29 protein-coding genes are annotated in these 23,885 nt (G+C 69.5%); 18 read left to right on the forward strand and 11 right to left on the reverse strand.

Annotated features, from left to right (window positions below):
* Positions 1 to 9: 9 nt before the first annotated feature.
* Both V3W46_RS12455 and V3W46_RS12460 read right to left on the reverse strand, forming a co-directional pair.
* Positions 10 to 1,722, reverse strand: a complete 1,713-nt coding sequence (locus tag V3W46_RS12455; RefSeq protein ID WP_331783439.1) for an ABC1 kinase family protein — start codon at positions 1,720 to 1,722, stop codon at positions 10 to 12.
* A 5-nt stretch (positions 1,723 to 1,727) separates the two neighbouring features.
* The gene (locus V3W46_RS12460) at positions 1,728 to 2,273 is read right to left on the reverse strand and encodes a PadR family transcriptional regulator (RefSeq protein ID WP_331783440.1); all 546 of its coding nucleotides are present in this window, start codon (positions 2,271 to 2,273) and stop codon (positions 1,728 to 1,730) included.
* 281 nt (positions 2,274 to 2,554) lie between these two features.
* Between V3W46_RS12460 and V3W46_RS12465 the strand changes: the two genes are divergently transcribed.
* The 4 genes from V3W46_RS12465 (at position 2,555) to V3W46_RS12480 (ending at position 4,785) form a co-directional block, all read left to right on the forward strand.
* A complete protein-coding gene (locus tag V3W46_RS12465) occupies positions 2,555 to 2,821 on the forward strand; it encodes an alcohol dehydrogenase catalytic domain-containing protein (RefSeq protein ID WP_331783441.1) in 267 nt (88 codons plus the stop codon).
* A 6-nt stretch (positions 2,822 to 2,827) separates the two neighbouring features.
* A complete protein-coding gene (locus V3W46_RS12470) occupies positions 2,828 to 3,268 on the forward strand; it encodes a zinc-binding dehydrogenase (RefSeq protein ID WP_331783442.1) in 441 nt (146 codons plus the stop codon).
* Between the two features lie 247 nt (positions 3,269 to 3,515).
* Positions 3,516 to 3,839, forward strand: a complete 324-nt coding sequence (locus V3W46_RS12475) for a DUF7882 family protein (protein ID WP_331783443.1) — start codon at positions 3,516 to 3,518, stop codon at positions 3,837 to 3,839.
* A complete protein-coding gene (locus tag V3W46_RS12480) occupies positions 3,826 to 4,785 on the forward strand; it encodes a bacteriorhodopsin (protein WP_331783444.1) in 960 nt (319 codons plus the stop codon). The genes V3W46_RS12475 and V3W46_RS12480 overlap by 14 nt, the downstream gene beginning before the upstream one ends.
* A 6-nt stretch (positions 4,786 to 4,791) precedes the next feature.
* Here the strand turns inward: V3W46_RS12480 and V3W46_RS12485 are convergent, their stop codons facing one another.
* Genes V3W46_RS12485 through V3W46_RS12500 form a run of 4 tightly spaced genes read right to left on the reverse strand, consistent with a single transcriptional unit; the run spans position 4,792 to position 8,033 of the window.
* Positions 4,792 to 5,589, reverse strand: a complete 798-nt coding sequence (locus V3W46_RS12485) for an ABC transporter permease (RefSeq protein ID WP_331783445.1) — start codon at positions 5,587 to 5,589, stop codon at positions 4,792 to 4,794.
* A gap of 8 nt (positions 5,590 to 5,597) precedes the next feature.
* Positions 5,598 to 6,578 (reverse strand): ATP-binding cassette domain-containing protein, encoded by a 981-nt coding sequence (locus V3W46_RS12490; protein ID WP_331783446.1) that lies wholly within the window; start codon positions 6,576 to 6,578, stop codon positions 5,598 to 5,600.
* A gap of 29 nt (positions 6,579 to 6,607) precedes the next feature.
* Positions 6,608 to 7,480, reverse strand: a complete 873-nt coding sequence (locus tag V3W46_RS12495) for a DUF4097 family beta strand repeat-containing protein (protein ID WP_331783447.1) — start codon at positions 7,478 to 7,480, stop codon at positions 6,608 to 6,610.
* Positions 7,481 to 7,523: 43 nt separating this feature from the next.
* Complete coding sequence (locus V3W46_RS12500) at positions 7,524 to 8,033, reverse strand: toxin-antitoxin system HicB family antitoxin (RefSeq protein WP_331783448.1); 510 nt, start codon at positions 8,031 to 8,033, stop codon at positions 7,524 to 7,526.
* 132 nt (positions 8,034 to 8,165) lie between these two features.
* Here V3W46_RS12500 and V3W46_RS12505 point away from each other — a divergent pair, with 132 nt between their 5' ends.
* The 7 genes from V3W46_RS12505 to V3W46_RS12535 all read left to right on the forward strand — a co-directional run bounded on the left by V3W46_RS12505 (position 8,166) and on the right by V3W46_RS12535 (position 13,070).
* Positions 8,166 to 8,708, forward strand: a complete 543-nt coding sequence (locus V3W46_RS12505; protein ID WP_331783449.1) for a HEAT repeat domain-containing protein — start codon at positions 8,166 to 8,168, stop codon at positions 8,706 to 8,708.
* A 127-nt stretch (positions 8,709 to 8,835) separates the two neighbouring features.
* Positions 8,836 to 9,294 carry a peptide-methionine (R)-S-oxide reductase MsrB gene (gene msrB, locus V3W46_RS12510; protein WP_331783450.1) on the forward strand — a complete coding sequence of 153 codons (459 nt, stop codon included), beginning with the start codon at positions 8,836 to 8,838 and terminating at the stop codon, positions 9,292 to 9,294.
* Between the two features lie 2 nt (positions 9,295 to 9,296).
* A complete protein-coding gene (gene msrA, locus V3W46_RS12515) occupies positions 9,297 to 9,812 on the forward strand; it encodes a peptide-methionine (S)-S-oxide reductase MsrA (protein WP_331783451.1) in 516 nt (171 codons plus the stop codon).
* A gap of 118 nt (positions 9,813 to 9,930) precedes the next feature.
* On the forward strand, positions 9,931 to 10,335 hold the full coding sequence (locus V3W46_RS12520; RefSeq protein ID WP_331783452.1) for a TOBE domain-containing protein: 405 nt from the start codon (positions 9,931 to 9,933) through the stop codon (positions 10,333 to 10,335).
* A 5-nt stretch (positions 10,336 to 10,340) separates the two neighbouring features.
* Positions 10,341 to 11,168 (forward strand): molybdate ABC transporter substrate-binding protein, encoded by an 828-nt coding sequence (gene modA, locus V3W46_RS12525; RefSeq protein ID WP_331783453.1) that lies wholly within the window; start codon positions 10,341 to 10,343, stop codon positions 11,166 to 11,168.
* Between the two features lie 28 nt (positions 11,169 to 11,196).
* A complete protein-coding gene (locus tag V3W46_RS12530) occupies positions 11,197 to 12,012 on the forward strand; it encodes an ABC transporter permease (protein WP_331783454.1) in 816 nt (271 codons plus the stop codon).
* Complete coding sequence (locus V3W46_RS12535; protein ID WP_331783455.1) at positions 12,009 to 13,070, forward strand: sulfate/molybdate ABC transporter ATP-binding protein; 1,062 nt, start codon at positions 12,009 to 12,011, stop codon at positions 13,068 to 13,070. The genes V3W46_RS12530 and V3W46_RS12535 overlap by 4 nt, the downstream gene beginning before the upstream one ends.
* Here V3W46_RS12535 and V3W46_RS12540 read toward each other — a convergent pair.
* Together V3W46_RS12540 and V3W46_RS12545 are read right to left on the reverse strand one after the other, a co-directional pair.
* Positions 13,046 to 13,267, reverse strand: coding sequence for a hypothetical protein (locus V3W46_RS12540; RefSeq protein WP_331783456.1), 222 nt, complete (start codon positions 13,265 to 13,267; stop codon positions 13,046 to 13,048). The genes V3W46_RS12535 and V3W46_RS12540 overlap by 25 nt on opposite strands.
* Positions 13,264 to 13,779, reverse strand: coding sequence for a hypothetical protein (locus tag V3W46_RS12545; protein WP_331783457.1), 516 nt, complete (start codon positions 13,777 to 13,779; stop codon positions 13,264 to 13,266). Before V3W46_RS12545 ends, V3W46_RS12540 begins: the two co-directional genes overlap by 4 nt.
* A gap of 550 nt (positions 13,780 to 14,329) precedes the next feature.
* Between V3W46_RS12545 and V3W46_RS12550 the strand changes: the two genes are divergently transcribed.
* Entirely contained in the window at positions 14,330 to 15,166 is an 837-nt protein-coding gene (locus tag V3W46_RS12550) for an alpha/beta fold hydrolase (protein ID WP_331783458.1), read from the forward strand.
* 4 nt (positions 15,167 to 15,170) lie between these two features.
* Here V3W46_RS12550 and V3W46_RS12555 read toward each other — a convergent pair whose 3' ends face one another.
* Positions 15,171 to 15,467, reverse strand: a complete 297-nt coding sequence (locus V3W46_RS12555; protein ID WP_331783459.1) for a putative quinol monooxygenase — start codon at positions 15,465 to 15,467, stop codon at positions 15,171 to 15,173.
* A 203-nt stretch (positions 15,468 to 15,670) separates the two neighbouring features.
* Here V3W46_RS12555 and V3W46_RS12560 point away from each other — a divergent pair, with 203 nt between their 5' ends.
* Together V3W46_RS12560 and V3W46_RS12565 are read left to right on the forward strand one after the other, a co-directional pair.
* On the forward strand, positions 15,671 to 16,594 hold the full coding sequence (locus V3W46_RS12560; protein ID WP_331783460.1) for an AraC family transcriptional regulator: 924 nt from the start codon (positions 15,671 to 15,673) through the stop codon (positions 16,592 to 16,594).
* Positions 16,595 to 16,643: 49 nt separating this feature from the next.
* Positions 16,644 to 17,666, forward strand: coding sequence for a hypothetical protein (locus V3W46_RS12565; protein WP_331783461.1), 1,023 nt, complete (start codon positions 16,644 to 16,646; stop codon positions 17,664 to 17,666).
* A gap of 169 nt (positions 17,667 to 17,835) precedes the next feature.
* Here V3W46_RS12565 and V3W46_RS12570 read toward each other — a convergent pair whose 3' ends face one another.
* Complete coding sequence (locus V3W46_RS12570; protein WP_331783462.1) at positions 17,836 to 19,215, reverse strand: wax ester/triacylglycerol synthase domain-containing protein; 1,380 nt, start codon at positions 19,213 to 19,215, stop codon at positions 17,836 to 17,838.
* A 141-nt stretch (positions 19,216 to 19,356) separates the two neighbouring features.
* Between V3W46_RS12570 and V3W46_RS12575 the strand changes: the two genes are divergently transcribed.
* The 3 genes from V3W46_RS12575 (at position 19,357) to V3W46_RS12585 (ending at position 20,793) form a co-directional block, all read left to right on the forward strand.
* A complete protein-coding gene (locus tag V3W46_RS12575; RefSeq protein ID WP_331783463.1) occupies positions 19,357 to 19,749 on the forward strand; it encodes a RidA family protein in 393 nt (130 codons plus the stop codon).
* Positions 19,750 to 19,906: 157 nt separating this feature from the next.
* Positions 19,907 to 20,416, forward strand: a complete 510-nt coding sequence (locus tag V3W46_RS12580) for a metallophosphoesterase family protein (protein WP_331783464.1) — start codon at positions 19,907 to 19,909, stop codon at positions 20,414 to 20,416.
* 65 nt (positions 20,417 to 20,481) lie between these two features.
* Entirely contained in the window at positions 20,482 to 20,793 is a 312-nt protein-coding gene (locus tag V3W46_RS12585; protein WP_331783465.1) for a hypothetical protein, read from the forward strand.
* Between the two features lie 63 nt (positions 20,794 to 20,856).
* Here V3W46_RS12585 and V3W46_RS12590 read toward each other — a convergent pair whose 3' ends face one another.
* Entirely contained in the window at positions 20,857 to 22,878 is a 2,022-nt protein-coding gene (locus V3W46_RS12590) for a DUF262 domain-containing protein (RefSeq protein ID WP_331783466.1), read from the reverse strand.
* Positions 22,879 to 23,001: 123 nt separating this feature from the next.
* On the opposite strand from V3W46_RS12590, the gene V3W46_RS12595 reads away from it, so the two are divergent.
* Complete coding sequence (locus V3W46_RS12595; protein WP_331783467.1) at positions 23,002 to 23,775, forward strand: hypothetical protein; 774 nt, start codon at positions 23,002 to 23,004, stop codon at positions 23,773 to 23,775.
* Positions 23,776 to 23,885 lie beyond the last annotated feature (110 nt).

Consider the following 23,885-nt stretch of genomic DNA (forward strand, 5'->3'; position numbering starts at 1 on the left):
GACGGGCGGTCAGCGCCCCCGGCGCCCCGCGAACAGCGCGTGCAGCAGCGGCAGCACCGAGGCGATCATGAGCACGGTGCCGAACACGGCATCGCTCGCGTGCAGCACAGCTCCCGCGATGAGCAGTGCCCCGAACAGCAGCGCCGAGACGATGCGTCGCGCCAAGCGCTCCAGGCGGGCGACCCGCCGCTCGAGCGCAGGGCTCGACACGGCCAGCTGCCCGTCTTCGAGGCGGGTGACGAGCGTGTCGAGGCGCTTCGGCAGCCGAACGGCGATGCCGGCGGTCTCGAGCGCCTGGCGCGCGACGTCTTGCACCACGTTTCCGCGCTCATCGCGAATGAGCTGCTGCGCGTAGGGCTCTACCGAATCCCACAGGTTGAAGGCCGGGTCGAGGGCGCTGCACACGCCCGAGGTGAGCGACATGGCCCGGATGATCAGCAGAAAGTTCTCGGGCAACTGGAACGGCAACGACCTGACCACGTCGCTGAACTGCTGGCCGAACTCGCGGAACTCACGCGGATCCACCTCGCGCAGCTCAGCGAACCCCATGCCGCCGAATCGGGCGAAGAGCTGCGTCATCGCGCGTTCGAGCTCGCTCGTCTCGGCTGACGGCAGCAGCACGCCGACGTCACGGATGGCATCCACCAGCCCCTTGCCGTCGCGGGAGGCGGCCGCGATCAGCAGCTTGCGCAGGCCGCTGCGGGTGTTGGCAGGCACCTCGCCCATCATGCCGAAGTCGATGAACGTCAGCTTCCACGACCGCTCGCCGGGCGCGGCCGCCACCGGCGTCACGAAGATGTTACCCGGGTGCGGGTCGGCGTGGAAGAACCCGTTGGTGAAGAGCTGGTCGAACATGACCGCAGCGAAGACCGGAGCGACCTCGACCGGGTCGATGCCCGCGGCGACGAGGGCGTCGGTGTCGGTGATCTTGATGGCCGTCACGTCTTCGAGCGTGAGCACGCGGCGGGTGGTGCGCTCCCACACCACGGCGGGCACGCTGACGCGGTCGTCGCCTTCGAAGTCGTCGGCGAACCGCACCGAACTCTGGGCCTCGTGCAGGTAGTCGATCTCTTCGAGGCTTGTCAGCGCGAACTCCTCGACGAGCGCCGGCATGTCGACCCGGTCGGAGACCAGCCGCACATGGCTGAGCCACCCACCCACCCGTCGCAGCGCGGCGAGGTCGACGTCGATGATGTCGTCGATGCCCGGGCGCTGCACCTTCAGCACCACGCCGTCGAGACCGGTGTCGGCTGCGTCGAGCGGCGCCAGGCGGGCCCGGTGGGCCTGGCCGAGGGATGCCGCCGCCACCGGCGTCTCGTCGACCCGGGTGAAGGCGCGCCCCAGTGGCACACCGAGTTCTGCCTCGGCGAGGGCACGGATGGCGCCGAACGGCACCGGTGGCACCTCGTCTTGCAGGCCCTCGAGTTCAGTGGTGATCTCGGGCGGCAGTACGTCGAGCCGCGACGACATGAACTGCCCGACCTTGATCATCAGCCCACCGAGGTCGACCGCGAGCACGTGGAAGCGCTGGGCGAAACGGCGCATGCGTCTCGACCGGGTGCGCTCGGCGATCTTCGTGAGCCCGATGCGCGGCAGGAACAGCTCGAACCACCACGTGACCGCGAGGTTCCACCCGGCGAAACGAAGGATGCGTCGGTAGCGGGCGCGGGTGTCGCCCGCTACCGGCGTCGTACCACTGACGTCGCGGCGCGCTGACGGCACCCCCGTCAGTCCTGGGCGAGAATCGAGTAGAGCCGCCGACGTGCCTCGTCGAGCACGGTCACGGCCTGCTGCACCTGCTCGGCTGAACCCGAGCGGCCCACCTGCGCGGCCGCCTGGGCCAGCTCGACGCCGGCCTTCGGCAGAGCGGTGAACCGCGCGTTGTCATTCGAGCCAGACGATTCGAAGGGCGACGATGTCTCGCTGCCGGCGACCTCTTCGCGGCCGGCCTCGGTAAGCGCGTAGATCTTGCGCCCGTTCGCTTCTTCGGCGCTGATCAGGCCTTCGTCGGCCAGCAGCTGCAGGGTGGGGTAGACCGAGCCGGCGCTGGGCTTCCAGCTGCCACCACTGCGCTCCTCGATCTCGTGGATGATCTGGTAGCCGTGCATCGGCTGCTCGGCGAGCAGGGCGAGCACTGCCGCGCGCACCTCGCCGCGGCCGACGCGCGTGCCGACACGCTTCTCGAACGTGGAGCGCAACTGCTCCATCGCCTGCCATACACCGTCGGTGTGCGTGCCCATGCCGAACCCGCCTGCGGGAAATGAACCACCCATGATGACCTCCTGAGTCTCACGACGAACGATACTCAACGATATATAGCGATACCTGAAAGCGATAGGGGTCTCCGCTGTGAGCGGAACGAGAGAATCGGCCGCCTCGGCCACCGGATGCCCGTTCCGGCTCAGGCGCTCGCAGGAGGTGGGCGCTGCGGGCGCTCGCGGACAACCGCGGACATCGCGAACCCCCGCAAGGGCTCGCGAACCACCGCAGACATCGCGACCGCGGACATCGCGAACGACCGCGTACTACTTCAGACAACGGAAGGCGGGAGCCCATGCACCCCGGTGGCATGGTCGTCGTCGAGAAGCTCGAACCCGAGGTGGGGCCGGGTGAGCTGCTCGTGGCGGTCGAGGCGATCGGCGTCGGCGGGGTCGACGCGGTCATCAGGCGCGGCACGCTCGGCACCTCGGTGTTTGCCCCCGGGCACGTTCCCGGCAGCGAGGTGGCGGGTCGGGTGGTCGCCGTCGGCGACGCCGTGCCCGCGTCGTGGCTGGGGCAGCGGGTGTGGGCCTTCACCGGTGTCGGTGGGGGCTACGCCTAGCGGGCGGTGTCCTCGCTCGACGACGTGACGCGGCTGCCCGATGCCCTGCCGATGATCGACGCCGTGACCCTCGGCAGCGCGGGGTCCGTGGCGCAGTTCGCGCTCGACCACGCCCGGTTCGGCCCGGGCGACTCTGTCCTGGTCAGGGGAGCCGCGGGCAGCATCGGCATCATGGCCGTGCAGCTGGCGCTCGCCGGAGGCGCCAGGGCGGTCGGCGTGACGACCTCGTCTCCCGGGCGGGGCGAACGGCTGCGGGCGCTCGGGGCGACCCACGTGCTCGATCGGTCGGGATCGCAGCAGGGGGCGGCGGATGCCCCGCCCGAGTTCGACGTCGTGATCGACGTCGTCGGTGGCGAGGGACTTCCCGGCGCCTTCGGGCTGCTGGCCCCGAACGGGGGGCTGGTGTCTGTCGGGGTGGTCGGCGGCTACCCTCCGCCCGACTACTGACCACCTGACCGCCCGCCCGCCCCGCGACACGCGCGGCGGCACCTCGGGCTCGGTCGCTCCCTCGGCGAGACGCGACGCGGCCGGGCTCGGCCCCGCGCCCGCCCAGTTGCTCGCCACGGTCGACGATCTCGACGTCGGAATCTGATCTGACCGCCACCGTCGCCCGGCCGCCGGTGAGCGCCGAGAGCGAACAGCCGTTTCGCGGTGCCGCCGACCGATAGGGTTGGCCCGACGGCAGGAGCCCCTCATGGGCGTATTGATGTACGGCAGTCCGAGCATCGAAGTCAGTTTCGACGACCGTGCGCTCACCCACCTGCAGATCGTGATCACCGCGAAGCTTCGGCGGCGCGAGAGTTTCGTATTCTCGTGGGCAGACTCGGCCGAAGTCGGCAGCGGGCGCAGCTCAATCTGGATCGACCCCTCGAGCACCCTGTTCTACCGGTTCTACGGCAGCCGGGTGCCGGCGATCAACCGCGAATGGATCGACGTTCTGATGGATTCGGCCAACAGTGGCAGCGGCCTGTTCTTCACCGCAGAGCCCGGCACAAAGGAGCGCAGTGCGCATCGCTAGTATCAGCCCGCCGTGGACTGCCACCCTGACCACCGGCGAGCACCAGCTCGTCTCCTACGTTCTGATCGTCGCGGCGCTGGCGTTCTTCGCCGGCCTTCTGCGCGCCCACGCCAGCCGTGGCGAGGTCGGGTCGCGCTACCGCAGCGCCGTCACCGCCCGGCTCGGGATGCTCGGGGTCGCGCTCGCGGCCTATCTGCTCATCGTGGTGACCTTTCTGTTCGGCTACCAGCAGACTGCCGCCGGCTGGGTGCCGAACGACAGCACCGTCAACCTCTTCGCCGCCCGGTACATGGAGTGGACGGTGAGCGTTCCGCTGCTCACCGTCGAGCTGCTCGCGGTGTGTGCGATCAGCGGCGTGCAGGCCAGGCGCGCCCGCGCGATCGCGGTCACGTCGTCGGCGCTGATGATCTTCTTCGGCTTTCTCGGCTCGATCGTGATCGACAACGGCACGAACACCGGTGCGTTCATTCTGTGGGCCGTGATCAGCTGCGTGTTCTGGGTGATCGCGAACGTCGTGCTCATCCGGGCCGTCAGGCAGTCGCTGCCGACGCTCACCCCCGAGTCGCACCGGCTGCTGAAGCGGGCCGCGATCATTCTGCTGTCGGGCTGGGTCGTCTACCCGATCATCTACGCCCTGCCGCTGTTCGGTGCGGGCGGCGGTCTCACCACGACGATCCTGGTCGCCTACACGGTCTCTGACGTCGTGGTGAAGCTCGGCTTCTCGACGCAGACGCACCGGGTGGCGAAGCTGCGAACAGCTGAAGACGTGCGCGCGGGTGATGACGTGCATCCTGAGTCGATCTGGATCTCGTCGGTCAAGCAGTCAGACGCCGGGCTGCCGCGCGAGGTGTATCTGGCGTCGGGCGCCTCGGTTCACGAGCGACGGCCGAAGCCGCCCACCGGCTCGGCCGTCGCCGCTGAGGCGCCCGACAACGTCGACTTCTGACGCCGGTCAGCGCACCGACTTCTTCACATAGAGCGCGCGGGCCCACACGTAGCCAACCGCCCCGAGCAGCACGGCCCAGCCCAGCGCCAGCCACGCGGTCGCACCGGGGTCGGCGCCGAACATCAGGGCACGCACCGTCTCGATGAACGTGGTGAACGGCTGATACTGCGCGAACCCCTGCAACCAGCCCGGCATCGAGGCGGCCGGAACGAAGCCGCTGCCGAGAAAGACGAGCAGCAGCAGAATCATGGGAGTGTTGCTCGCCGTCTCGACCGACTTCGCAGTCACGCCGAGGGCGACACCGAGCCAAGACACGGCGAAGCTGACGAGCGTGACGAGACCAGCGATGCCGAGCCACTCGAGTGGCCCTGCGGTCGGGCGCAGCCCCATCAGCAACCCGACCCCCACCAGAATCGCCGACACCAGCACGCCCTGAATGGTGTTGCCCAGAACGTGCCCGGTCAGCACCGCCGTGCGCGAGATTGCCATCGAGCGGAAGCGAGCCACGATGCCCTCGGTCATGTCCATCGCGACGCCGATCGAGGCGCCGTTCGCGATTCCGGCGATGCCGATGAACAGGATGCCCGGCAGCACGTAGGCGAGATAGTTCTGCACGGCGCCACCTGGGCCGCCTCCCGGCAGGCCCGCGCCGAGCGTGCCGCCGAAGACGTAGACGAACAGCAGCAGAAGGATGACCGGGATACCGATCACGAACCCGGTCAGCCCGGGGTACCGCACCATGTGCAGCAGGTTGCGGCGCAGCATCGTCGTCGAGTCGGCGACGGTCGTGGTGATAGTCGACATGAGTGCTCCTAGACGGTGAAAGAGGCTGATGAGGCGGCGGAGGAGGTGTGCTCGCCCTGCGCCGTGGCCGGCTGACCGGTGAGGGCGAAGAACACGTCGTCGAGGTCGGGGGTGTGAATCGACAGCCGCTCGAGAGCGACGCCGCTGTCGTCGAGACGGGCGAGCACCTGTCGCACGGTTCCGACCTCATCGGCCGACAGCGGCACGCGCAGCGAGAAGTCGAGGTCGGCGTCGGCCGGCACCTGCAGCAGAGTGGATGCCGCGGCGAGCGCCTCGGCCGTCGTGAAGGTGAGCAGCACATGACCGCCCGGAACTTGTCGCTTGAGCTCATCCGGAGTGCCGGTTGCCACGATGCGGCCGCCGTCGAGCACCCCGATCGTCGAGGCGAGCTCATCGGCCTCGTCGAGGTACTGCGTGGTGAGCAGGATGGTCACGCCGCCCGAGACGAGCTCGCGTACGATGCCCCACATCGTCTGCCGCGACCGCGGGTCGAGCCCGGTCGTCGGTTCGTCGAGGAAGATGACGCGAGGCTCGCCGACGAGCGTCATCGCCAGGTCGAGGCGCCGCCTCATTCCGCCGGAGTACAGGGCGAGGGGCTTTCGTGCCGCCTCGGCCAGGTCGAACTGCTCGAGCAGGTCGGTCACGCGACGCCGGGCGGCACGGCTGCCGAGGTGCCGCAGCCGAGCCATCAGCATGAGGTTCTCCTCGCCGGTCAGCAGGCCATCGACGGCGGCGAACTGACCGGTCAGCCCGATCTGCGCCCGCACTGCGTCGGGGTCGGCCTCGGCATCCACCCCACCGATGGTCACTGTGCCCGAGTCGGCCGGCAGCAGAGTCGAGAGAATGTGCACGGCGGTGGTCTTGCCGGCGCCGTTGGGGCCGAGCAGCGCGAACACGCTGCCCTCGGCCACGTCGAGATCGATGCCGTCGAGCACCGTCTGGTTGCCGAAGCTCTTGCGCAGGTCGCGGGCCGAGATGGCGGTATTCATGACTGTCTCCTTGGGGGTGGGGCCGGGAGTCACGCGGCGGTGCTGCGCGACGCACCCGGTGCGGCCTGCGATCGGCTGATGAGAATGTCGCCGTAGTTCGCGCGGAGGCGCAGCTCGACGGTTCGCTCGGCGCCGGCCGGGCCTGCCTCGGCGGTGAGCTCGTTGCGCACGACGCCCTGCTTCGAGGCGGCGTCGATCCAGGCGGCGGTGCCGGCGGGAACGCCGACTTCGATGCCGGCGTAGCCGTTCTCGAGCCGCACCGTGCCGCCCGTCACCTCACGGATGCGGATCGCGCCGTGGGCCGTGCGCACCGATGCGTTGGCGCCGCTGCGTTCGACGGTGATGCTTCCCGAAGTGCGCACGTCGAGGTCGCCGCCCACCTCGCCCAGGTCGATGTCACCGTGCGAGCCCCGGATGTTCGCGCTGCCGCCGATGCGTGCGATGCGCAGCCGCACATACCCGGCGGTGAGGTCGAGGTCACCGGCCACGTCGCCGATCTCGACCTCGCCGTACGGGGCCTTGAGTCGCAGTGCGCCGGTCTGGTCGGCCAGCACCCGCCCGTAGGTGGCGGTGATGTCGCTGTCGCCCAGCGCACCACGCGAACGGATGCCCCCATAATTCGACACGAGGGTCGCCGTACTGCCGGTCGGAACATCGACACGCACGTCGACCGAGTCGCCAGGGCCGAACAGGTTCAGCCGTTTCGGCACGACGACGGTGAGACGACCGCCGTCGAAGCGCACGGTCGACTCTTTTGCCAGGGAGATGTCACCGGCCCGGTTGGGGCGGCTGGGGGTCACCTCGACGACGGTGTCGAGGCGATCGGAGGCGGTCACCTCGATGTCGCCGACGCTGACCGTGATGTCGAGGTCGATGGGGCGGGGGGTGTCGTAAACGGGCATGGTCTCTCTTCTTTCGTGGTGATGGTGGTTCGAGTGCGGGTGGCTAGCGCGCCCAGCCGGTGAAGGAGTTATTGGTGCGGCCCTCGCGGGCGCCGCCGCGCCGGGCCCTGGGTTCGAGCGAGTCGGCGATGGCGCGCACCAGCCAGGTGTTGAGCGAGAGGCCGTCGCGTACGGCGGCCTCCTCGGCACGGGCTTTGAGCTGGTCGGGCAGGCGCAGTGTGGTGCGCGACGTCGAGGTGTCGTCTCTCGGCTCGGGATCGGGCTCCACAGCGGCCGGCACCTCGGCCGAGCGATCGACGAAGGCGGCCTGCGGGGCGACCGAGACGGCGAATTCCGGGTCTCGCCCCCGCAGGCGCAGCTCGACCGAGCCAGGTGCGATGTCGCGGGTGATCTCGCCGGCCGCCTCGCTCAGCGCGTCGAGCAGCACCAGCCGGGTTGCGGCGTCGAGCGAGAGACTCAGCTGTTCGGCGAGCGCACGGGTGGCGTCGCTGCCGGTCGCTGCCGTGGCTGAGAGCTGCTGGCGAAGGTCGGAAACGTAGCGGTCGAGGTTCATGACACCACTATGACACCACTACGACGTCATCGTCAAGCATTTTGCCCCAGTCGTGACACCACGGCCTTCGCCGCGGGTCATTCCCCCCGATTCCTGTACAGATGACGGTGAGCCGATAGCCTTGGCTCAGCCATGGCAGACGACAGCTCACTCCACGTTTCTCCGACCGATTCCCTCGAGGCGCGCCTCGAGGCCGATACTCAGCGCGAGGGCGTCGGTGCGACCGTGCGTCGGGCCTGCTCGTTGCTCGAGGGGGGCTACGAGGGCGAAGAGTTTCTGCGTGTGGTCGGCGGGTCGCACGCCGACGGTATCCTCGGCGGTGCCCCCGCGCTGTACTGGCCCGAGCTGTGGGGGGCGAGGGCGCTGCTCTACGTGTGGCACGAGTCGGCTGCGCCGGTGGTGGTGCAGGCGCTCACCAACCAGTCATGGCGGGTGCGCGAGATGAGCGCGAAGGTGTGCGCGGCGCGAGCGGTCGGCACTCCGAAAGACCTGGCCCGTCTCACCACCGACGAGCACGCACGAGTGCGGTCGGCCGCTGCCAGGGCCCTCGCCGCGGTCGGCGATGCGTCGAGCGTCGAGACCCTCGAACGCATGCTGCGCGACTACGACAAAGACGTTCGGCGCGCGGCACAACAGTCGCTGAAGGCGCTGCGACTGCGCCTCGAGCAGCCCTGAGTCCGCGTCGACAACTCCCAGCTGCATCCCAGCTTCAGGGGCACCAGCGGGGAACGATCGCGGCCGGCGCAGTGTTCTACTCACTGAGGCCGCAGCCAGCGGTCATCGATTCGAGGAGCGAGACTTCATGACTACCACTGAGTACCGCAAAGACCCGACCGCCATCTCACAGCTCACGCCAGAGCAGTACGCGGTCACCCAGCAGAGCGCGACCGAGCCCGCCTTCACCGGCGAGTTCTGGGACAACCACGAAGACGGCATCTACGTCGACATCGTCTCGGGCGAGCCCCTCTTCGCCTCCACCGACAAGTACGACAGCCGCTCGGGCTGGCCGAGCTTCACCCGCCCCATCAACGCGGCCAATGTCGTTCGGCGTGACGACAAGAGCTACGGAATGGTGCGCACCGAGGTTCGCTCGGCGAACGGTGACAGCCACCTCGGCCACCTGTTCGACGACGGCCCCATCGAAGACGGCGGCCTGCGGTACTGCATCAACTCCGCAGCACTGCGTTTCATCCCTCTCGACCAGCTCGAGAGCCAGGGGTACGGTGACTACCGAACCCTGTTCGACACCAAGGAGGCCTGATCATGGCAACTGAGACCGCAATCCTCGCCGGCGGATGCTTCTGGGGTGCGCAGCAACTGCTGCGTCGCCGCCCCGGGGTGCTTTCGTCACGCGTCGGCTACTCGGGTGGCGACACCCCCAACGCCACCTACCGCAACCACGGTGACCACGCCGAGGCCGTCGAGATCGAGTTCGACCCCGCGTTGATCTCGTACCGCGACCTGCTGGAGTTCTTCTTCCAGATTCACGACCCGTCGACCAAGAACCGCCAGGGCAACGATGTCGGGCGCAGCTACCGCTCGGCCATCTACTACACCACCGATGAGCAGAAGCGCGTCGCGCTCGACACCATCGCCGATGTGGATGCCTCCGGCCTCTGGCCGGGCAAGGTCGTGACCGAGGTCGAGCCGGCCGGTGCGTTCTGGGAGGCCGAGGAGGAGCACCAGGACTACCTGGAGAAAGACCCCTACGGTTACACCTGCCACTACGTGCGCCCGGGCTGGAAGCTCCCGCACCGCGAGGAGCAGCTCACCAGCTAGTCTGCGCGACACGCAGCACCGCGAAAGCCCATCGCCCGTAAGGCGGTGGGCTTTTTCGCGCCCGGTAGCCGGGCTCGGGAGGAAACTCATCCGCGAATTCGGAAATAGAATGATTTCCATGTCGCAGATTCGGATCAAAGACGCCGCACACTACCTGGGCGTCAGCGACGACACCGTGCGCCGGTGGATCGACATCGGCGTGCTGAAGAGCAGCAAAGACGAGTCGGGCCGATCGACCGTCGACGGCCTCGACCTGGCGCAACTCGCCCGCAGGAACGCCATCCTGCCGGCAGATCCGTCTGACATCGGGCGGTCTGCCCGCAACCGGTTCGTCGGGCTCGTCACCGAGATCATCATGGACAAGGTCATGGCCCAGGTCGAGCTGCAGTGCGGCCCACACCGGGTCGTCTCGCTGATGTCGAGCGAGGCCGTCAGAGAACTCGGCCTCGAACCAGGTTCTGTCGCAGTAGCTGTCGTGAAGGCCACGACAGTGATCGTCGAAACCCCACCAGGGAAGGTCTGACACCGATGAGTCGTTTCACAGCCCGCACGAACTCCGTACGCACCCTCGCCGCGATGGTGGTGGCCGCTGCCGTCGTCACAGGCGCCGCGGCATGCTCGACGTCGTCGACCACGTCGGCGTCTACCAGCGCCGCGACGTCGTCGGCGAACACCGCGCCGGCCGGCACCATCACAGTGTTCGCGGCCGCCTCGCTGAAGGCCACCTTCACCGAGCTGGGCACCGAGTTCCAGGCTGCCAACCCGGGCACCACGGTGACGTTCAGCTTCGCCGGCTCGTCAGACCTGGTGACCCAGATCACGGGTGGCGCCCCCGCCGACGTGTTCGCGTCGGCCGACACCAAGAACATGGACAAGCTGACCACCGCCGGCCTGGTCAGCGGCACCCCCGTGAACTTCGCGACGAACGTTCTCGAGATCGCGACGCCCCCCGGCAACCCGGCCGGCGTCACGTCGTTCCAAGACCTGGCGAACCCGACCATCAAGACCGTGATCTGCGCCGCCGCCGTGCCCTGCGGATCGGCCACGGTCTCTGTCGAGACCGCCACTGGCGTCACGATCCCCGCCGTGAGCGAAGAGTCGTCGGTCACCGACGTGCTCGGCAAGGTCAGTTCGGGCGAGGCCGACGCAGGCCTCGTCTACGTCACCGACGTGAAGGGCGCCGGCTCGACGGTCACGGGCGTTCCCTTCCCCGAGTCGAGCAAAGCTGTGAACACGTACCCCATCGGCGCCCTCTCGGCTTCGAAGAACGCGGCCCTCGCGCAGGCGTTCATCGACTATGTGACCGGAACCGACGGGCAGGCCGTCCTCACGGCCGCCGGGTTCGGCGCACCGTGACCCGAGTCCGAGCCGCGTCCAGCAGTCCATGAGAGCCTCCTTCGGCTACGCCGGCGTTCCCCGCTGGGTACTGGCCATCGCCGCCGTCGGCGCACTGTTCGTGGTGCTGCCGCTGGTGGCGATGGTCGTTCGGGTCGACTGGGCCCAGTTCATCCCGCTGATCACGTCGCCGTCGTCGATCGACGCGCTGCTGCTGAGCCTTCGAACGTCGTCGACCGCGACGCTGCTGTGCATCATCCTGGGCGTACCGATGGCCCTGGTGCTGGCGCGCACGTCGTTTCCCGGCCAGCGCATCGTGCGGTCGCTGGTGCTGCTGCCGCTCGTTCTGCCGCCGGTCGTGGGCGGCATCGCCCTGCTGTACACATTCGGCCGGCAGGGCCTGCTGAAGGCGCCGATGAATTTCTTCGGCCTGCAGATCGCCTTCTCGACCACCGCGGTGATTCTCGCCCAGACGTTCGTCGCCCTGCCGTTTCTCGTGCTGAGTCTCGAGGGCGCCCTGCGCACGGTCGGCACCCGCTACGAGGCGATCGGCGCCACCCTCGGCGCGGGGCCGACCACGGTGTTGCGACGCATCACGCTGCCGCTCGTGCTGCCGGCGCTGCTGTCGGGGGCGGTGCTGTCGTTCGCTCGGGCGCTCGGCGAGTTCGGCGCCACCCTCACCTTCGCCGGCAGCCTGCAGGGCGTCACGCGTACGCTGCCGCTCGAGATCTACCTGCAGCGCGAGAGCGATCCCGACGCCGCCGTGGCCCTGTCGCTGGTGCTCGTCGCGGTGGCGATCCTCGTCGTCGGCCTGGCCAACCAGGTGGGCGCCGGCCGGCGGCAGGGGCCCGGGATGCTCTCGTGACGCTCCGCTTCGAGGCCGTCGTGGCCAAGCGCGACTTCGACGTCGCCTTCAGCGTCGCCGACGGTGAGACCGTCGCGGTGCTTGGGCCGAACGGCGCCGGCAAGTCGACGCTGCTCACTCTCATCTCTGGGCTGCTCGCACCCGACAGCGGTTCGGCCGAACTGCACGGCAAGACGCTCTTCCGCATCGGGCCCGGGGCCAGACGGGTCTGGCGGCCGCCGCACGATCGCGGCGTCTCGCTGCTTGCGCAGGAGGCTCTGCTCTTTCCGCACCTGAGCGTGCTGAACAACGTCGCGTTCGGCCCGACCAGCGCGGGGGGGAAGAAGAAAGACGCCTACGCTTCGGCCCGCAGCTGGCTGGCCGAGGTCGACGCCACCGAGTTCGAGCAGCGCAAGCCGGCCCAGCTCTCGGGCGGCCAGGCGCAGCGCATCGCCGTCGCCCGGGCGCTCGCCGCGGAGCCCCGGTTGCTGCTGCTCGACGAGCCCATGGCCGCGCTCGACATCGCCGTGGCACCGGCGCTGCGTCGCACGCTGCGCCGAGTGCTCGAGAACCGCACCGCGATCATCGTCACCCACGACATTCTCGACGCGTTCACCCTCGCCGACCGGGTGATCGTCATCGATAAGGGCCGCATTGTCGAAGACGGTGCGACCCGGCTCGTTCTCGAGCGGCCGCGCGACGCCTTCACCGCCGGCATCGCCGGCCTCAACCTGCTGACCGGGGTGCGTACTCGCACGGGCATCCGCACCGCCGACGGCGTCGAGCTGGCCATGACGGCGCCCGAACCGATCGCTGTGGGCGACGGATGCTCGGCGGCGCTGCGCCCGGCCGACGTGCGCGTCTCGACCGAGGCCCCAGCCGCAGGGGCCAACGCCCTTCGGGTGCGGGTGACCGACCTCGAGCCGCGCGGCGACCTGGTGCGCGTGCGCAGTGCGGCGCTGTCGGCCGACACCACTCCGGCCGAGGTGGCCGACCTCGATCTCGCGCCCGGATCAGAGGTGTGGTTCACGTTCCGGGCCGCCGACGCGGTGGTCTACAGCGCGGCCCGGCGACGCTGACGCACGTCGAGAATCGCCGCCACCACGGCGATCGGCCAGGCTCCAGCGTTCATTAGCGTTCCGGTGACGCCGAGAGCGTCGACGTTGACGAGACCGCCGATGATGCGCAGCGCGACCCCCACCAGAAAGACCGTGATCGCGGCGATGTACAGCACGGCGATGGCGGTACGGAGGGCGCCCGGTTCGGCGGCGCTCAATCGAAGATCGCTTTCAGTGTGATGATGACCAGGCCGACGAGCCCGGTGGCGATGCCGCCGAGCACGCAGCGGTACCAGCGCAGCCCCAGCTCCCAGCCGGCGACGATGCCCATGGCGACCAGCACTGCCACCCCCGACGACAGCGCCGCCCAGTAGGCGACCGTGCCGTCGATGACATCGAACGTGCCCGCCGTCAGAATCAGAATCGGAATGATCGGGCCGGTCAGAAAGCCGGCCGAGTGGTACGCGGCGTCGAGCGACGCCCCACGCAGCCCCACCCGCCTGCCGTCGACCACGCCGCGCCGGGTGATCGTGATCGCGAAGGCGTGCGCGAACCAGAACACGAACGACGCGGCGACCCCGGTGATGAGCACCTCGCTCTCGGGCTCGTCGTCGGCGGCGGCGAGCACGGCGCAGATCAGCAGGGTGCCGTAGATCGCTTCGGCCGTGACGTATTCGTTTCGGGCGAGGAGCCGGAGGCCGCGGGGTCGCAGGGCGTTCGGTGTCGACATGGTTCTCATTCTTCCAGCCACCCCTGCCCCGCCCGGTGTCACGCGCCCTGCGTGGCAGATCTCGTGCCGGCGCCGGGGGTCTCGCGGCTGACGCCGCGGGTCTCGCGGCTGACGCCACAGGCCTCGCGGCTGACGCCGCAGGGTCTTCGTACGTGCCCGTCAGGCACAGCGAGGCGGGCGACATGGATGGCTGCGACACGTACACGATGGCACCCGACGCTGCGGCTGTGAGCACGATGCCGGGCCACCAGATCGCCCACGTCGGCAGATGCAGCGAGCGGCCCAGTGAAGCCCGAAGCTCGAGCAGCCTCTCGACGCGCGTCGGGGCTTTCGATTGGCTCTCACCGATCTGGTAGTCGGTTCGCGCCAACGTCGAAAACCTGACCTCGAACGACCTGGTGATCACCGATGTGGGCGACCGCCCGGGGGTGCCACGGATCACGCCGGGGGTCAAGCCCCGGTGTGCGACCAAACCCCTGCGTCAGGCTGATGCGAACCCTCTGAGAGTCACCCGCCGGAGTAGGCGGGCGCACCACACGAAAGGATGCTCATGACTGAGATCACTGCACACCACGGCCTGTTCCGCGACACCAACCTGCACGTCGACGACACCGGCGGATCGGGCCGACCCGTCGTGCTCATCCACGGCTGGCCGCTCTCGGGCGAGTCGTGGTCGGCGCAGGTGCCGGCTTTCGAGGCCGCGGGGTACCGCGTCATCACGTATGACCGCCGCGGTTTCGGGCGCAGCGACAAGCCACTCACCGGGTACGGTTACAACACGCTGACCGACGACCTGCACACCCTGCTCACCGAACTCGACCTGACCGACGTGACCCTGGTGGGCTTCTCGATGGGCGGCGGCGAGGTTGCCCGCTACTTCACGAAGTTCGGCAACGAGCGCCTGCACAGCGTGGTCTTCGCCTCGGCGGTGCCGCCGTACCTGCTGCAGAGCCCGGGCAACCCCGACGGGCCGCTGACCGCGGGTGAGGCGGCCAAGATGACGGCCGCACTCACGGCCGATCAAGACGCGTTCTACGACGACTTCACGACCCAGTTCTTCTCGGTCGACGGCGTGTTGAAGGTGACTGAGCAGCAGAGACAGGATGCCCTGGCCCTCGCCAAGCAGGCCAGCAAGGCAGCGGCACTCGAGTGCCTCACGTCGTTCGGAACCACCGACTTTCGCGACGACCTCGCCAAGGTCACAGTGCCGACCCTGGTCATCCACGGCGACGGCGACGCAACGGTGCCGTTCGAGGGTTCAGGGGCGCGGACGCACGCTGCGATCGCCGGTAGCGAACTCGTCGTCATCGCCGGCGCCCCGCACGGCGTCACGGTGAGCAATGCCGACGAGTGGAACGAGAAAGTGCTGGCCTTCCTCGCGAAATGACTTGTCAGATCTCGTCGTGCACTTCGGTGCGCGTCAGGGTGGGGGCTCCTGCGAGGATCGGTCCGAGCAGTGACGCCCCCTCCGGCGTCGCCCGCCAGGCGCGGTAGGCGTCGTCGGCGGCAATCGTCTGCCACTTCTCCACCAGAACGAAGTGGGTCTCGTCGTCGACGTCGACCGTGACGTCGACCCCGAGGCAGCCCTCGCGGGCGCGGGTGGCCACCAGGGTGTCGTGGATGACGGCCGGCGCCCGGTCGAGGGCGTCGGGAGCCACGTGAACATCGAGAAACGAAAGAACAGTCATGCCAACACACTAATGCTCCGCACCCGGGCCGATCCTAATATCGGGGCGGCCGGGTTCAGGTTCTGCCCGAGCGAGATATTATGATTGCTCAACTTGCCCCAGACCCTGGCGGCCGGCTCACCCTGGTGAGTCGTTCGGATGCGAGAGGCCCCACCGGGTGCGTGCCAAGCACGAGTGCCGGTGGGCGGGAGTGGTGATGAGACGTGCTGCACTCGACGAGGTATGACTGGCAGCTGATCGGCGAGTCGGGTCTGAACGCCAGCCCGGGCCACGCCACCAGCCCTGATCCCGCCTCGTATCGCAATGTCGGTGCGTCGTGGAAGCTGGGTGAGGCGACGGTCTCGGTCAGCCGGCAGACCCCACACGAGGTGACGGTCGGCGACGAGGTCGCCGATGAGCCCGGCACCTCGGTCACGGTGGTCTTCATTCGTCAGGGGCGGTGGCGCCTGACGGAGGGCAGCACATCGCTGTCGTTTGCGGGCGGAGACGCCGGGTTCATCGGCCCATCGGCGCTGGTGTTGGGCCGCAACATCGACACGTCCCTGCTCACCTCGATCTCGCTGCCGTTCGAACGTGTGCACGATCTCGTCGACGTGCTGCCGGTGGGCATCGGTGCCTTCGGCGACGGCATGCTGCGCGACCCGTCGCTGTCGTTCATCCGGGGTCTCGTCGAGGTGGCGAAAGACCAGCCCATTCCGGCGGGGCCGGCCGAGTCGGTGCTGACGCAGCTGGTTGCTGGCATGTTCCTCGAGCAGAGCGGCTACCGCATGGACTCGGTGGGGCTCGAGCGGGGCCTGGTGGCGCGAGCGAAAGCGCTGATCAACGCGCAGTATTCCGACAGCGGGCTCACACCTACAGCGGTCGCTGCCCAGCTCAACGTGTCGGTTCGCCACCTGCAGCGATCGTTCGCCCAGACGGGCGACACTTTGGCCGACGCCATCAGGGCCCGGCGCCTCGAAGCGGCCGTTCGCGACATCGAGTCGAGCCGCCGATCGATTCCCGATGTGGCGTTGCGGGCGGGGTTCGCGAGCACAGGCGAGCTGCGGCGCGCGCTGCGAACGGTTCACGCCACCACCCCGAGCGACCTGCGCCGGGCATCCGTCGGCGTACCTGTCGCCGACGGATGACCGGCGGCGGTGTCGGCGCAGCACGGCCGGTTGTGGGTACTGTCGATGCATGGACCTGGAGGGCGTCGCCGAGGAACTCTACCGGCTGCCGCCCGCCCGGTTCACCTCAGCACGCAACGCCCGCGCCACTCAGCTGACGCGCGACGGCGATCGTGACCTGGCTTCGGCAGTGCGCGCGCTGCCGAAGGCGACGGCCTCGGCCTGGGCGGTCGATGCATTCGCCGCGGCCGGCCAGACGAGCGGGTCGGTCGGCGCCGGCTCGGCCGGGGAGGGAGGCTCGGCCAGCGAGGGAGGCTCGGCCGGCGAGGGAGGTTTGGCCGGCGAGGGCGCGGCCGAGCTGAGAGACGACATCGTGGCGCTCGGTGACGCCCTGCGGGCAGCGCAGGAGCATCCCGACCGCACGACCCTCACCGAGCTGAACGACGAGCGGAGGGCGGTGGTGAACCGCGCGGTGGCGGCCGCCTCCGCACTCGCCGACGACGCCGGGGTGCAGCTGACCGCCGCGGCGCGCACCGATGTCGAGCAGACGTTCTTCGCGGCCGTGGCCGACCCGAAGGCCGCGGCGGCGGTGTTCAGCGGGCGGCTGGTCAGACCTCTGCAGTCGATCGGACTCGACGAGGTCGATCTCACCGACGCGGTGGGCGGTCCCGAACCCCGGGCCCTCGGGCCGACCCCTCGCCGCCGACCCGACGCAGCCGCGTCGACCGACGGCGGTGGCACCGGGCCGCAGCCGGATGAGGCGGGTGAGTCGGCCGCAGCGGCCGAGGCGCGGCGGCGTGAGCGCGAGGAGGCCAGGGCGGCCCTGCGCCGCGCCGAGAAGGCGGTGCGTGACGCCGACGAGGCGCTCGGGTCGGTCGACGACCTCGTGCGCGACCAGACAGAGGAAGCGGCCGACCTCGCCGCCGAGCGTGACGACCTGAACGGCCGGCTGGCCCGGCTCGACCGTCGCCAGAACCAGCTGGCCAAGCGGCAGGAGAAGGCCGCCCACCAGCAGCAGGCCGCGCGGTCGGCCGCCGAGCGCGCTCGCGCCGAGGCCGAGGATGCGCGGTCGAACGCCGCGCGCTTCGACTGACCGCCTGCGAGCGGGGTCCACCCGAGCGGGCCCAGCCGAGCGGGCCCAGCCGAGCGGGCCCAGCGCGCCGGGTCTGGCCACCCGGCGGACCACCCGACGTCAGGCCGAAACGCCCAGCGCGGCCAGGCCCGACGTCGGGCCGAAACGACCGGCACGGCCAGGCCCGACGTCAGGCCGGAACGCCCAGCGCGGCCAAGTGGAGGCGCTCGTACGAGCCGCCCACCGCCTCGGCGAGACCGTCGATGCCGGGCAGCGCGGTCGGGTCGGTGCAGAATCCGATTCCCACGTCGGAGGCGTTCGAGATCGCGGAGATGCGCAGGGCGTGATGTGCCCCGGGCTCCGACGAGGTGAAGAGCTGGTCGACGGCTCGGCCGGCCACCGTGACGGGCACGCGTGGCCCCGGAACGTTCGAGATCGCCACGCTGAACTCGCGCGGACTCGCGGCGAGCCGTGCGGCCAGGTCGCCGGCCGGTGACAGCCGCCCGAGGGCATGGAACAGGTCGTACAGCAGTGCGGCGTCGCCCTGCTGCTTCTCACTGCGGGTCTGGGCGCTGATGCGATCGAGGCGGTGTAGCGGGTCGGTCTCGGCGAGTGGCAGGTCGACGTTGATGAACGAGTCGCGGTTGCCGAGGTCGGCCTTTCCCTCGTCGCGGTGGTGCAGGCTCACCGGAACCTGGGCGCGCAGCTGCCGCCCGGCATCCCGGGCGGCCAGCCAGGTGTGCAACCCGCCGGCCACGAGGGCGAGCAGCACGTCGTTGACGGTGGCGTGCGCCGGTCTCGAGGCGCCGATCGCCTTCAGCGCGTGCAGCGGAGCGCTGGTGAAGGCCAGCTCGCGAGCGCTGGTGACCGGCTTGTCGAAGGGCGATCGGGCGCCCGGGTGACCGAGTTCGCGGATGACCGCCGCGGGCATCCGTCGCCACTCGTCGCGACTGCCGCCGGCGCCGTGGTCGGCGGGGTTGCCGGAGCTGCCAGAGCTGCCGGAACTGCCGGAGCTGCCAGAGCTGCCTGAGCCACCAGAGCTGCCAGAGCTGCCGCCCGACGGCCGGATGCCCGCCGGGTGCATCGGCGCGTCGTGCGGGTCGAAGAGTATCGCGTCGAGAAACCTCATGCCAGCGATGCCGTCGACCATGGCGTGGTGCAGACGCGCGGCGATCGCCTCGCTGCCGTCGGCCAGTGGGCCGATCAGGTCGAGGGTCCACAGTGGGCGGTCACGGTCGAGGTGCTCTGACATCAGCGCGCTGACCTCGCGTCGCAGGTCGGCCCGGGTGCGGCATTCCGACCCGGCCCGGCGCCTCACGTGGTCGGCGATGTCGAACTGCGGTGCCGAGACCCAGTGCGGGTCTTCGCCATCGGCGCCGGCATCGATGTGCTCTGTGGCGCGGGGCTGGTCGCCGAGCCGCGCCAGAACGGCGGCCCGCAGCGCCCGCAGGTCGACCGGATGCCCCGGCGCCAAGATCATGAGCTTCAGGGTGTGACCCGTCAGAACCGCCGACTCCAGCCCCAGGATGCGTGCGTCGTCGGCCGAGAGCGGGTCGCCGTCTGCGGTCATGGCGCCCAGCATAGCGACGCCGCGCCCTGGCGAGCGAACGTCACACCGACGACGCCGGATGCTGCCGGCGGCCGCGGGTGGGTGGCGCTCGCGCGCGGCGGGGCGGATACTCGTGGTGCGGCCTGACGGAAGGAACAGCCCATGACCACCCTCGTCGCCCCGGTCGACCCGCCGGAGCTCTACATCAGCCCCGCCTTCGCGCAGGGCATGATCGCGCCGGCCGGCCCGACGCTCTATGTCGGCGGCCAGAACGGCACCGACGCGGCCGGCGCGCTGCTCGAGGGACTGACGGCGCAGACCGAGCAGGCGCTGCGCAATCTGCTGGCGGTGCTCGCGGCGGCCGGCTCGGGCCCCGAGCACGTGGCCAAGCTCACGATCTACCTGGCCGCCGGGGTCGACCCGAACGAGGCGTTCCAGGCGACCAGGGCGGTTTGGGGTGAGCATCGCACCGCCGTCACCGTGCTGTCGGTGACGCCCGCCCGTGCGGGCGCCCTGGTCGAGATCGACGCTGTCGCCGCGATTCCGTCGACGTGATGCCGCGATCCCCTCGGCGTGACATCGCGATCCCCTCAGTGCGGCGAGACCCTCCGCGTGACGTCGCGATCCCCTCAGTGCCGCGATCCCCTCGGCGTGACGCCTCGATCTCCCCACTGCGGCGGGACCCCCGTGACGACGCGACGAGAGGATGCCCGTGCCGACCCGGCTCGTGATCGTCTCTGACACCCACCTGCCGAAGCGGGCGCGGGCGTTGCCCGATGCCGTCTGGACAGCCGTCGACGCAGCCGACGTCGTCTTCCACGCCGGCGACTGGGTCGACACCGACACACTCGACGCGTTCGAGGCGCGGGCCGCCCGGCTGGTGGGCGTGTACGGCAACAACGACGGCGCCGAGCTGCGCGCTCGCCTGCCCGAGGTCGCCCGCATCACGATCGAGGGGCTGCGGTTCGCCATGGTGCACGAGACGGGGCCGGCGGCGGGGCGGGAGCAGCGCGCCGATCAGCTGTTCCCCGAGACCGACGTGCTGGTGTTCGGGCACAGCCACATTCCGTGGAACACGCAGAGCACGGCCGGCATGCGACTGCTGAACCCCGGTTCGCCGACCGACCGGCGGCGGCAGCCCGTGGCCACCTTCCTCACCGCGGAGGTCGACGACGGCGTACTGCAGAACGTGACGCTGGTTCCGCTGCCGCAGCGCACCTGACTCGCAGCCGCGGTTCGGTCAGGGGTGCCATGCTGTACAGATCGCACGAGCCACCGGGAGGGCGCATGTTCCGTCGCAGCAGCCGCAGCAATGTTCCCGCCGAGCCGACCATCGGCGTCGGCGCCATCGTGACGGTCGGCACCGGCGCGGGCGGCGCGGCATCCGGCTGGGAGGGGGAGCCGACCGGCGTCGTGATCTCTCCCGGCGACAACGAGATGGCGGGGTACCCCGGGCTCGCCCCGGGCGGGCCGCTCAGCTGGTACATCGCGTTCGATGAGCCGGCCTACAAGGTGGGCAACCCGGCTCCCTTCGATGAGGCGACGGTGGCGGCGCGTTTTCTCACCTTGGTGCCGATCGAGGGTTCGACCGCCGACTGACGATGGTCACGCATCCGTTGCACCGCCACCGGGATCACACACCCTGCGGCTGCCGACCATCTACTACATCGCCACCCCGACGTACGAGTACTTCACGAACACCTCGGCCGCGAGCCCGGCCTCGTCGAGCACGCCCTGTACCGCCGTCAACATGTACTTCGAATCCCACCCCATATAGATGACGTGCTCGTCGTCGATCACGTCCCACTGGCCGTTCCAGGCCTGCGAATCGTAGATCGGGCCGCCGCGCCTGGCGCTGAACGCCACGACGGCGCCGCGCGAGTCGGCCCAGAGCCGCTTGAACACCCGGTTGAACAGGTACTTGACGTCGTACACCTCCCAGTGTTCGCCGCGATACTCGACGTACTCGAACTCGCGATCCCAGCCGCGCGGCCAGCCGCGCCGGCGTTGGGCGTCGAGAATCGGGGTGAGGTCGTCGTCGTCGATTCCGGCGGCGGCCGGCCGGGCCCACACGGTGAGGAACAGGGCGGTCAACCGAACCGTGCGCTCGGCGATCGCTGCCGTGCCCCACGCCGCGACGTGAGCGAGTTCGTTCGTCAGGTCGATCACGCTGTCGGGGTACACCCCGTCGCGTTTGGCGACGAACGACAGATCGAAAGCGCGCTCGGCGAGCGGCTGCTCGAGCAGAGTGAGGTTGCCGAGGGTCTGCGCGAGGGCACGGTGGCTGTTCTGCTCGTCGTCGGTGTAGTCGGCCCACTCGCGAACGCCGTCTCCGCTCCAGGTGTCGGCCGGCGCGAGCGGAAACACGTGCTCGATGTCGAGGGTCGCGAGCGACTCGACGCCCGCGAGCCGACCCAGAACGTACGCCGCGTGCGGCAGCTCGCTGAACTTCAGGGCCACGCGCACCCGTTCGTCGGAGGGGGTGACGCGCGAGATCGCGCGCATCAGGTTCTCAGGGCCGGCCACCCGTGAACGGCAGAGCCGTGCCACGAGGCGGTCGTTGCTGATGCCGACGACGGCTCGGCGCAGCAGCAGCGACTGAACGCGTTCGAGCGTGTCGATGAGCGCGGCCCTGTCGATCACCCCGTGCTGCAGGTCGTGGTAGGCGCGCATCGCCAGCGGATACATGCCGCGCCCGAAGGTGTTGAGGTAGCCGAGCTGCCGCGAGATGTCGGCGTCGGTCTCCTGCAGCGGGTCGAGAAGTATCCGGTACACCGCTGAGTACTCACGCCACTGGGCGGCATGGGCGCGAAGCGTGGCCAGGTCGAGACGCGGAAACTGCTGCCTGAATGCGTCGTACACGCCGCGCTCACCGGCCGTGGCCACCTCGCGGCCGGTGGTCATGACGAGGTAATGCCGCCAGAACCCGGCGATGAACTCGCCCGCGTTGCGCTCGATCGGCAACCAGAACGAGTCTTCGATCTCGGTCTGCTCGGCGTGCGAGAGCCCCATCAGCACATAGTTGTGAATCAGCTCGTGGTCGCGCAGCGGTTCTCCGGTGGAGTTGAGGCTCTCGAAGATCTGCTGCGCGTTGGCGTCGGGCCCCAGCGTGATGGCGACGTGTTCGAGCTTCTGCAGCCCCCGCCAGATGCGCGGTGCCTCATCCGCTCTGATCTGGCTGCGAAAGAAGGCGTAGTTGTCGTCGAAGCGCGAGTCGCGCAGTTCGTCGTGCTCTGGCCGATTCTCGAGCACCACGCTCTCGAACACCTCGGCCCAGGCGCGGTGCGGACGCAGCTTGGTGTGGCCGCCGGATGCCCGTACCAGTACCCGTTCGAGCGCCGCGGCCATGGCGGGGTCGGTCTCGCGCACCGTGTGCTGCAGCGCGGCGACGAGCAGCATGAGCGTGGTGATGCGCTGCTGGCCGTCGATGAGCACGAGTTCGGAACCCTCGGCGGCGCCGGTGGTCGACTCGGTGCTGTCGGTCGACAGGATCGAACCGATGAAATGGGTGTGCCGGTCATCCGAATCGGCCACAGCCCGCACGTCGCCGAGCAGCTGCTCGCAGCCGCCGATGTCCCACCGGTACTGGCGCTGGTAGACGGGCACCACGATCGAGGTGGCGGCGTCAGAGAGCCAGGCGATGGTGTTCACCGCAGTCGCGTCGATGTTGGTGGCAGAAGACATGGTTTCGATCGTACAGACACCCCGGGCGCCGCATGGCCGGTCACAGGGCCGGATGTTAGGCTCGCCTAAGTTGGGCCTGTAAAAACGCGCTGGCCCTACCAACGAAAGGGCATGATCTAGATCATGGGTTACATCAAGTCTGCCGCTCTGGAAGAGACCGGCTACGTGGTTCTCGACCGCTACAACCAAGAGCTCGACCCGAAGGAATGGCTCGACATCGAGTACAACGACTGGAAGTCGTCGGGCGACACCCGCTTCGCTCCGCTCGCGAGTGCCTTCGGCGACATCGAGTGCAACGGCTTCTGGAACCACAAGCCGCCGCGCACCGACAAAGACGGCGTGTTCATCGACTCGCAGGTCGCCAAGGCCCCCAACCTGACGCGCCGCGCCCAGGAGCCAGGTGCCAACATCGGCCGCTGCCGGGTCATCGAACTGCAGCCGAACACCTACGCCGACTGCCTGTACAACCTGCACCAGGACGACAACAACCGCCTCAACCCCGACGGCACCGGCTGGGTGGTGCGCGGGTTCTTCAACCTGACCGACGACACGAACAGCTACTTCGTGCTGCGCGAGAACCGCACCGACCCGATGGGGGAGACGCGCATCGCGCTGCCGGCCGGTGCGCAGCTCATCGTCGACACGCAGCGTCTGTGGCACGCGGCGACCCACCCGGGCCCCGACCCGCGCTACTGCCTCATCACCTCGTGGACCTCGGGCCCCGAGCTCGACGCCTACATCGAGAAGTACCACGGTGTGAACCACGTCGAGAGCGTCGAGGTCTCGCAAGACCTGCTCGACGCCGGTCAGGCCGAGCAGGCTCGCCGCCTCGCCGCCCGCGCCGCCGCCCTCGCCGCCCGTGGTCAGAAGGAGCAGGTCGTGATGAGCGAGGCCTAGGCCTCAGCCGTCGCCGGTTGAGGAGCGGGGCGGAGCGGCGTGCGCCGGTTGAGTAGCGGGGCGGAGCCCTGCGTATCGAACCCGGGAGGCGTGGGGGTCTCGATACGCGG

Origin of the sequence: Subtercola sp. YIM 133946 (genome assembly GCF_036553535.1) — a bacterium.
In the GTDB taxonomy this organism is placed as follows: Bacteria; Actinomycetota; Actinomycetes; order Actinomycetales; family Microbacteriaceae; genus Subtercola.

Bases quoted from the DNA above. Each gene is read 5' to 3' on its own strand.
- V3W46_RS12460 (WP_331783440.1), bottom strand. From the start codon at position 2,273: ATGGGTGGTTCATTTCCCGCAGGCGGGTTCGGCATGGGCACGCACACC.
- V3W46_RS12465 (WP_331783441.1), top strand. From the start codon at position 2,555: ATGCACCCCGGTGGCATGGTCGTCGTCGAGAAGCTCGAACCCGAGGTG.
- V3W46_RS12475 (WP_331783443.1), top strand. From the start codon at position 3,516: ATGGGCGTATTGATGTACGGCAGTCCGAGCATCGAAGTCAGTTTCGAC.
- V3W46_RS12485 (WP_331783445.1), bottom strand. From the start codon at position 5,589: ATGTCGACTATCACCACGACCGTCGCCGACTCGACGACGATGCTGCGC.
- V3W46_RS12490 (WP_331783446.1), bottom strand. From the start codon at position 6,578: ATGAATACCGCCATCTCGGCCCGCGACCTGCGCAAGAGCTTCGGCAAC.
- V3W46_RS12495 (WP_331783447.1), bottom strand. From the start codon at position 7,480: ATGCCCGTTTACGACACCCCCCGCCCCATCGACCTCGACATCACGGTC.
- V3W46_RS12500 (WP_331783448.1), bottom strand. From the start codon at position 8,033: ATGAACCTCGACCGCTACGTTTCCGACCTTCGCCAGCAGCTCTCAGCC.
- V3W46_RS12505 (WP_331783449.1), top strand. From the start codon at position 8,166: ATGGCAGACGACAGCTCACTCCACGTTTCTCCGACCGATTCCCTCGAG.
- msrB (WP_331783450.1), top strand. From the start codon at position 8,836: ATGACTACCACTGAGTACCGCAAAGACCCGACCGCCATCTCACAGCTC.
- msrA (WP_331783451.1), top strand. From the start codon at position 9,297: ATGGCAACTGAGACCGCAATCCTCGCCGGCGGATGCTTCTGGGGTGCG.
- V3W46_RS12520 (WP_331783452.1), top strand. From the start codon at position 9,931: ATGTCGCAGATTCGGATCAAAGACGCCGCACACTACCTGGGCGTCAGC.
- modA (WP_331783453.1), top strand. From the start codon at position 10,341: ATGAGTCGTTTCACAGCCCGCACGAACTCCGTACGCACCCTCGCCGCG.
- V3W46_RS12530 (WP_331783454.1), top strand. From the start codon at position 11,197: ATGAGAGCCTCCTTCGGCTACGCCGGCGTTCCCCGCTGGGTACTGGCC.
- V3W46_RS12545 (WP_331783457.1), bottom strand. From the start codon at position 13,779: ATGTCGACACCGAACGCCCTGCGACCCCGCGGCCTCCGGCTCCTCGCC.
- V3W46_RS12550 (WP_331783458.1), top strand. From the start codon at position 14,330: ATGACTGAGATCACTGCACACCACGGCCTGTTCCGCGACACCAACCTG.
- V3W46_RS12555 (WP_331783459.1), bottom strand. From the start codon at position 15,467: ATGACTGTTCTTTCGTTTCTCGATGTTCACGTGGCTCCCGACGCCCTC.
- V3W46_RS12565 (WP_331783461.1), top strand. From the start codon at position 16,644: ATGGACCTGGAGGGCGTCGCCGAGGAACTCTACCGGCTGCCGCCCGCC.
- V3W46_RS12570 (WP_331783462.1), bottom strand. From the start codon at position 19,215: ATGACCGCAGACGGCGACCCGCTCTCGGCCGACGACGCACGCATCCTG.
- V3W46_RS12575 (WP_331783463.1), top strand. From the start codon at position 19,357: ATGACCACCCTCGTCGCCCCGGTCGACCCGCCGGAGCTCTACATCAGC.
- V3W46_RS12585 (WP_331783465.1), top strand. From the start codon at position 20,482: ATGTTCCGTCGCAGCAGCCGCAGCAATGTTCCCGCCGAGCCGACCATC.
- V3W46_RS12590 (WP_331783466.1), bottom strand. From the start codon at position 22,878: ATGTCTTCTGCCACCAACATCGACGCGACTGCGGTGAACACCATCGCC.
- V3W46_RS12595 (WP_331783467.1), top strand. From the start codon at position 23,002: ATGGGTTACATCAAGTCTGCCGCTCTGGAAGAGACCGGCTACGTGGTT.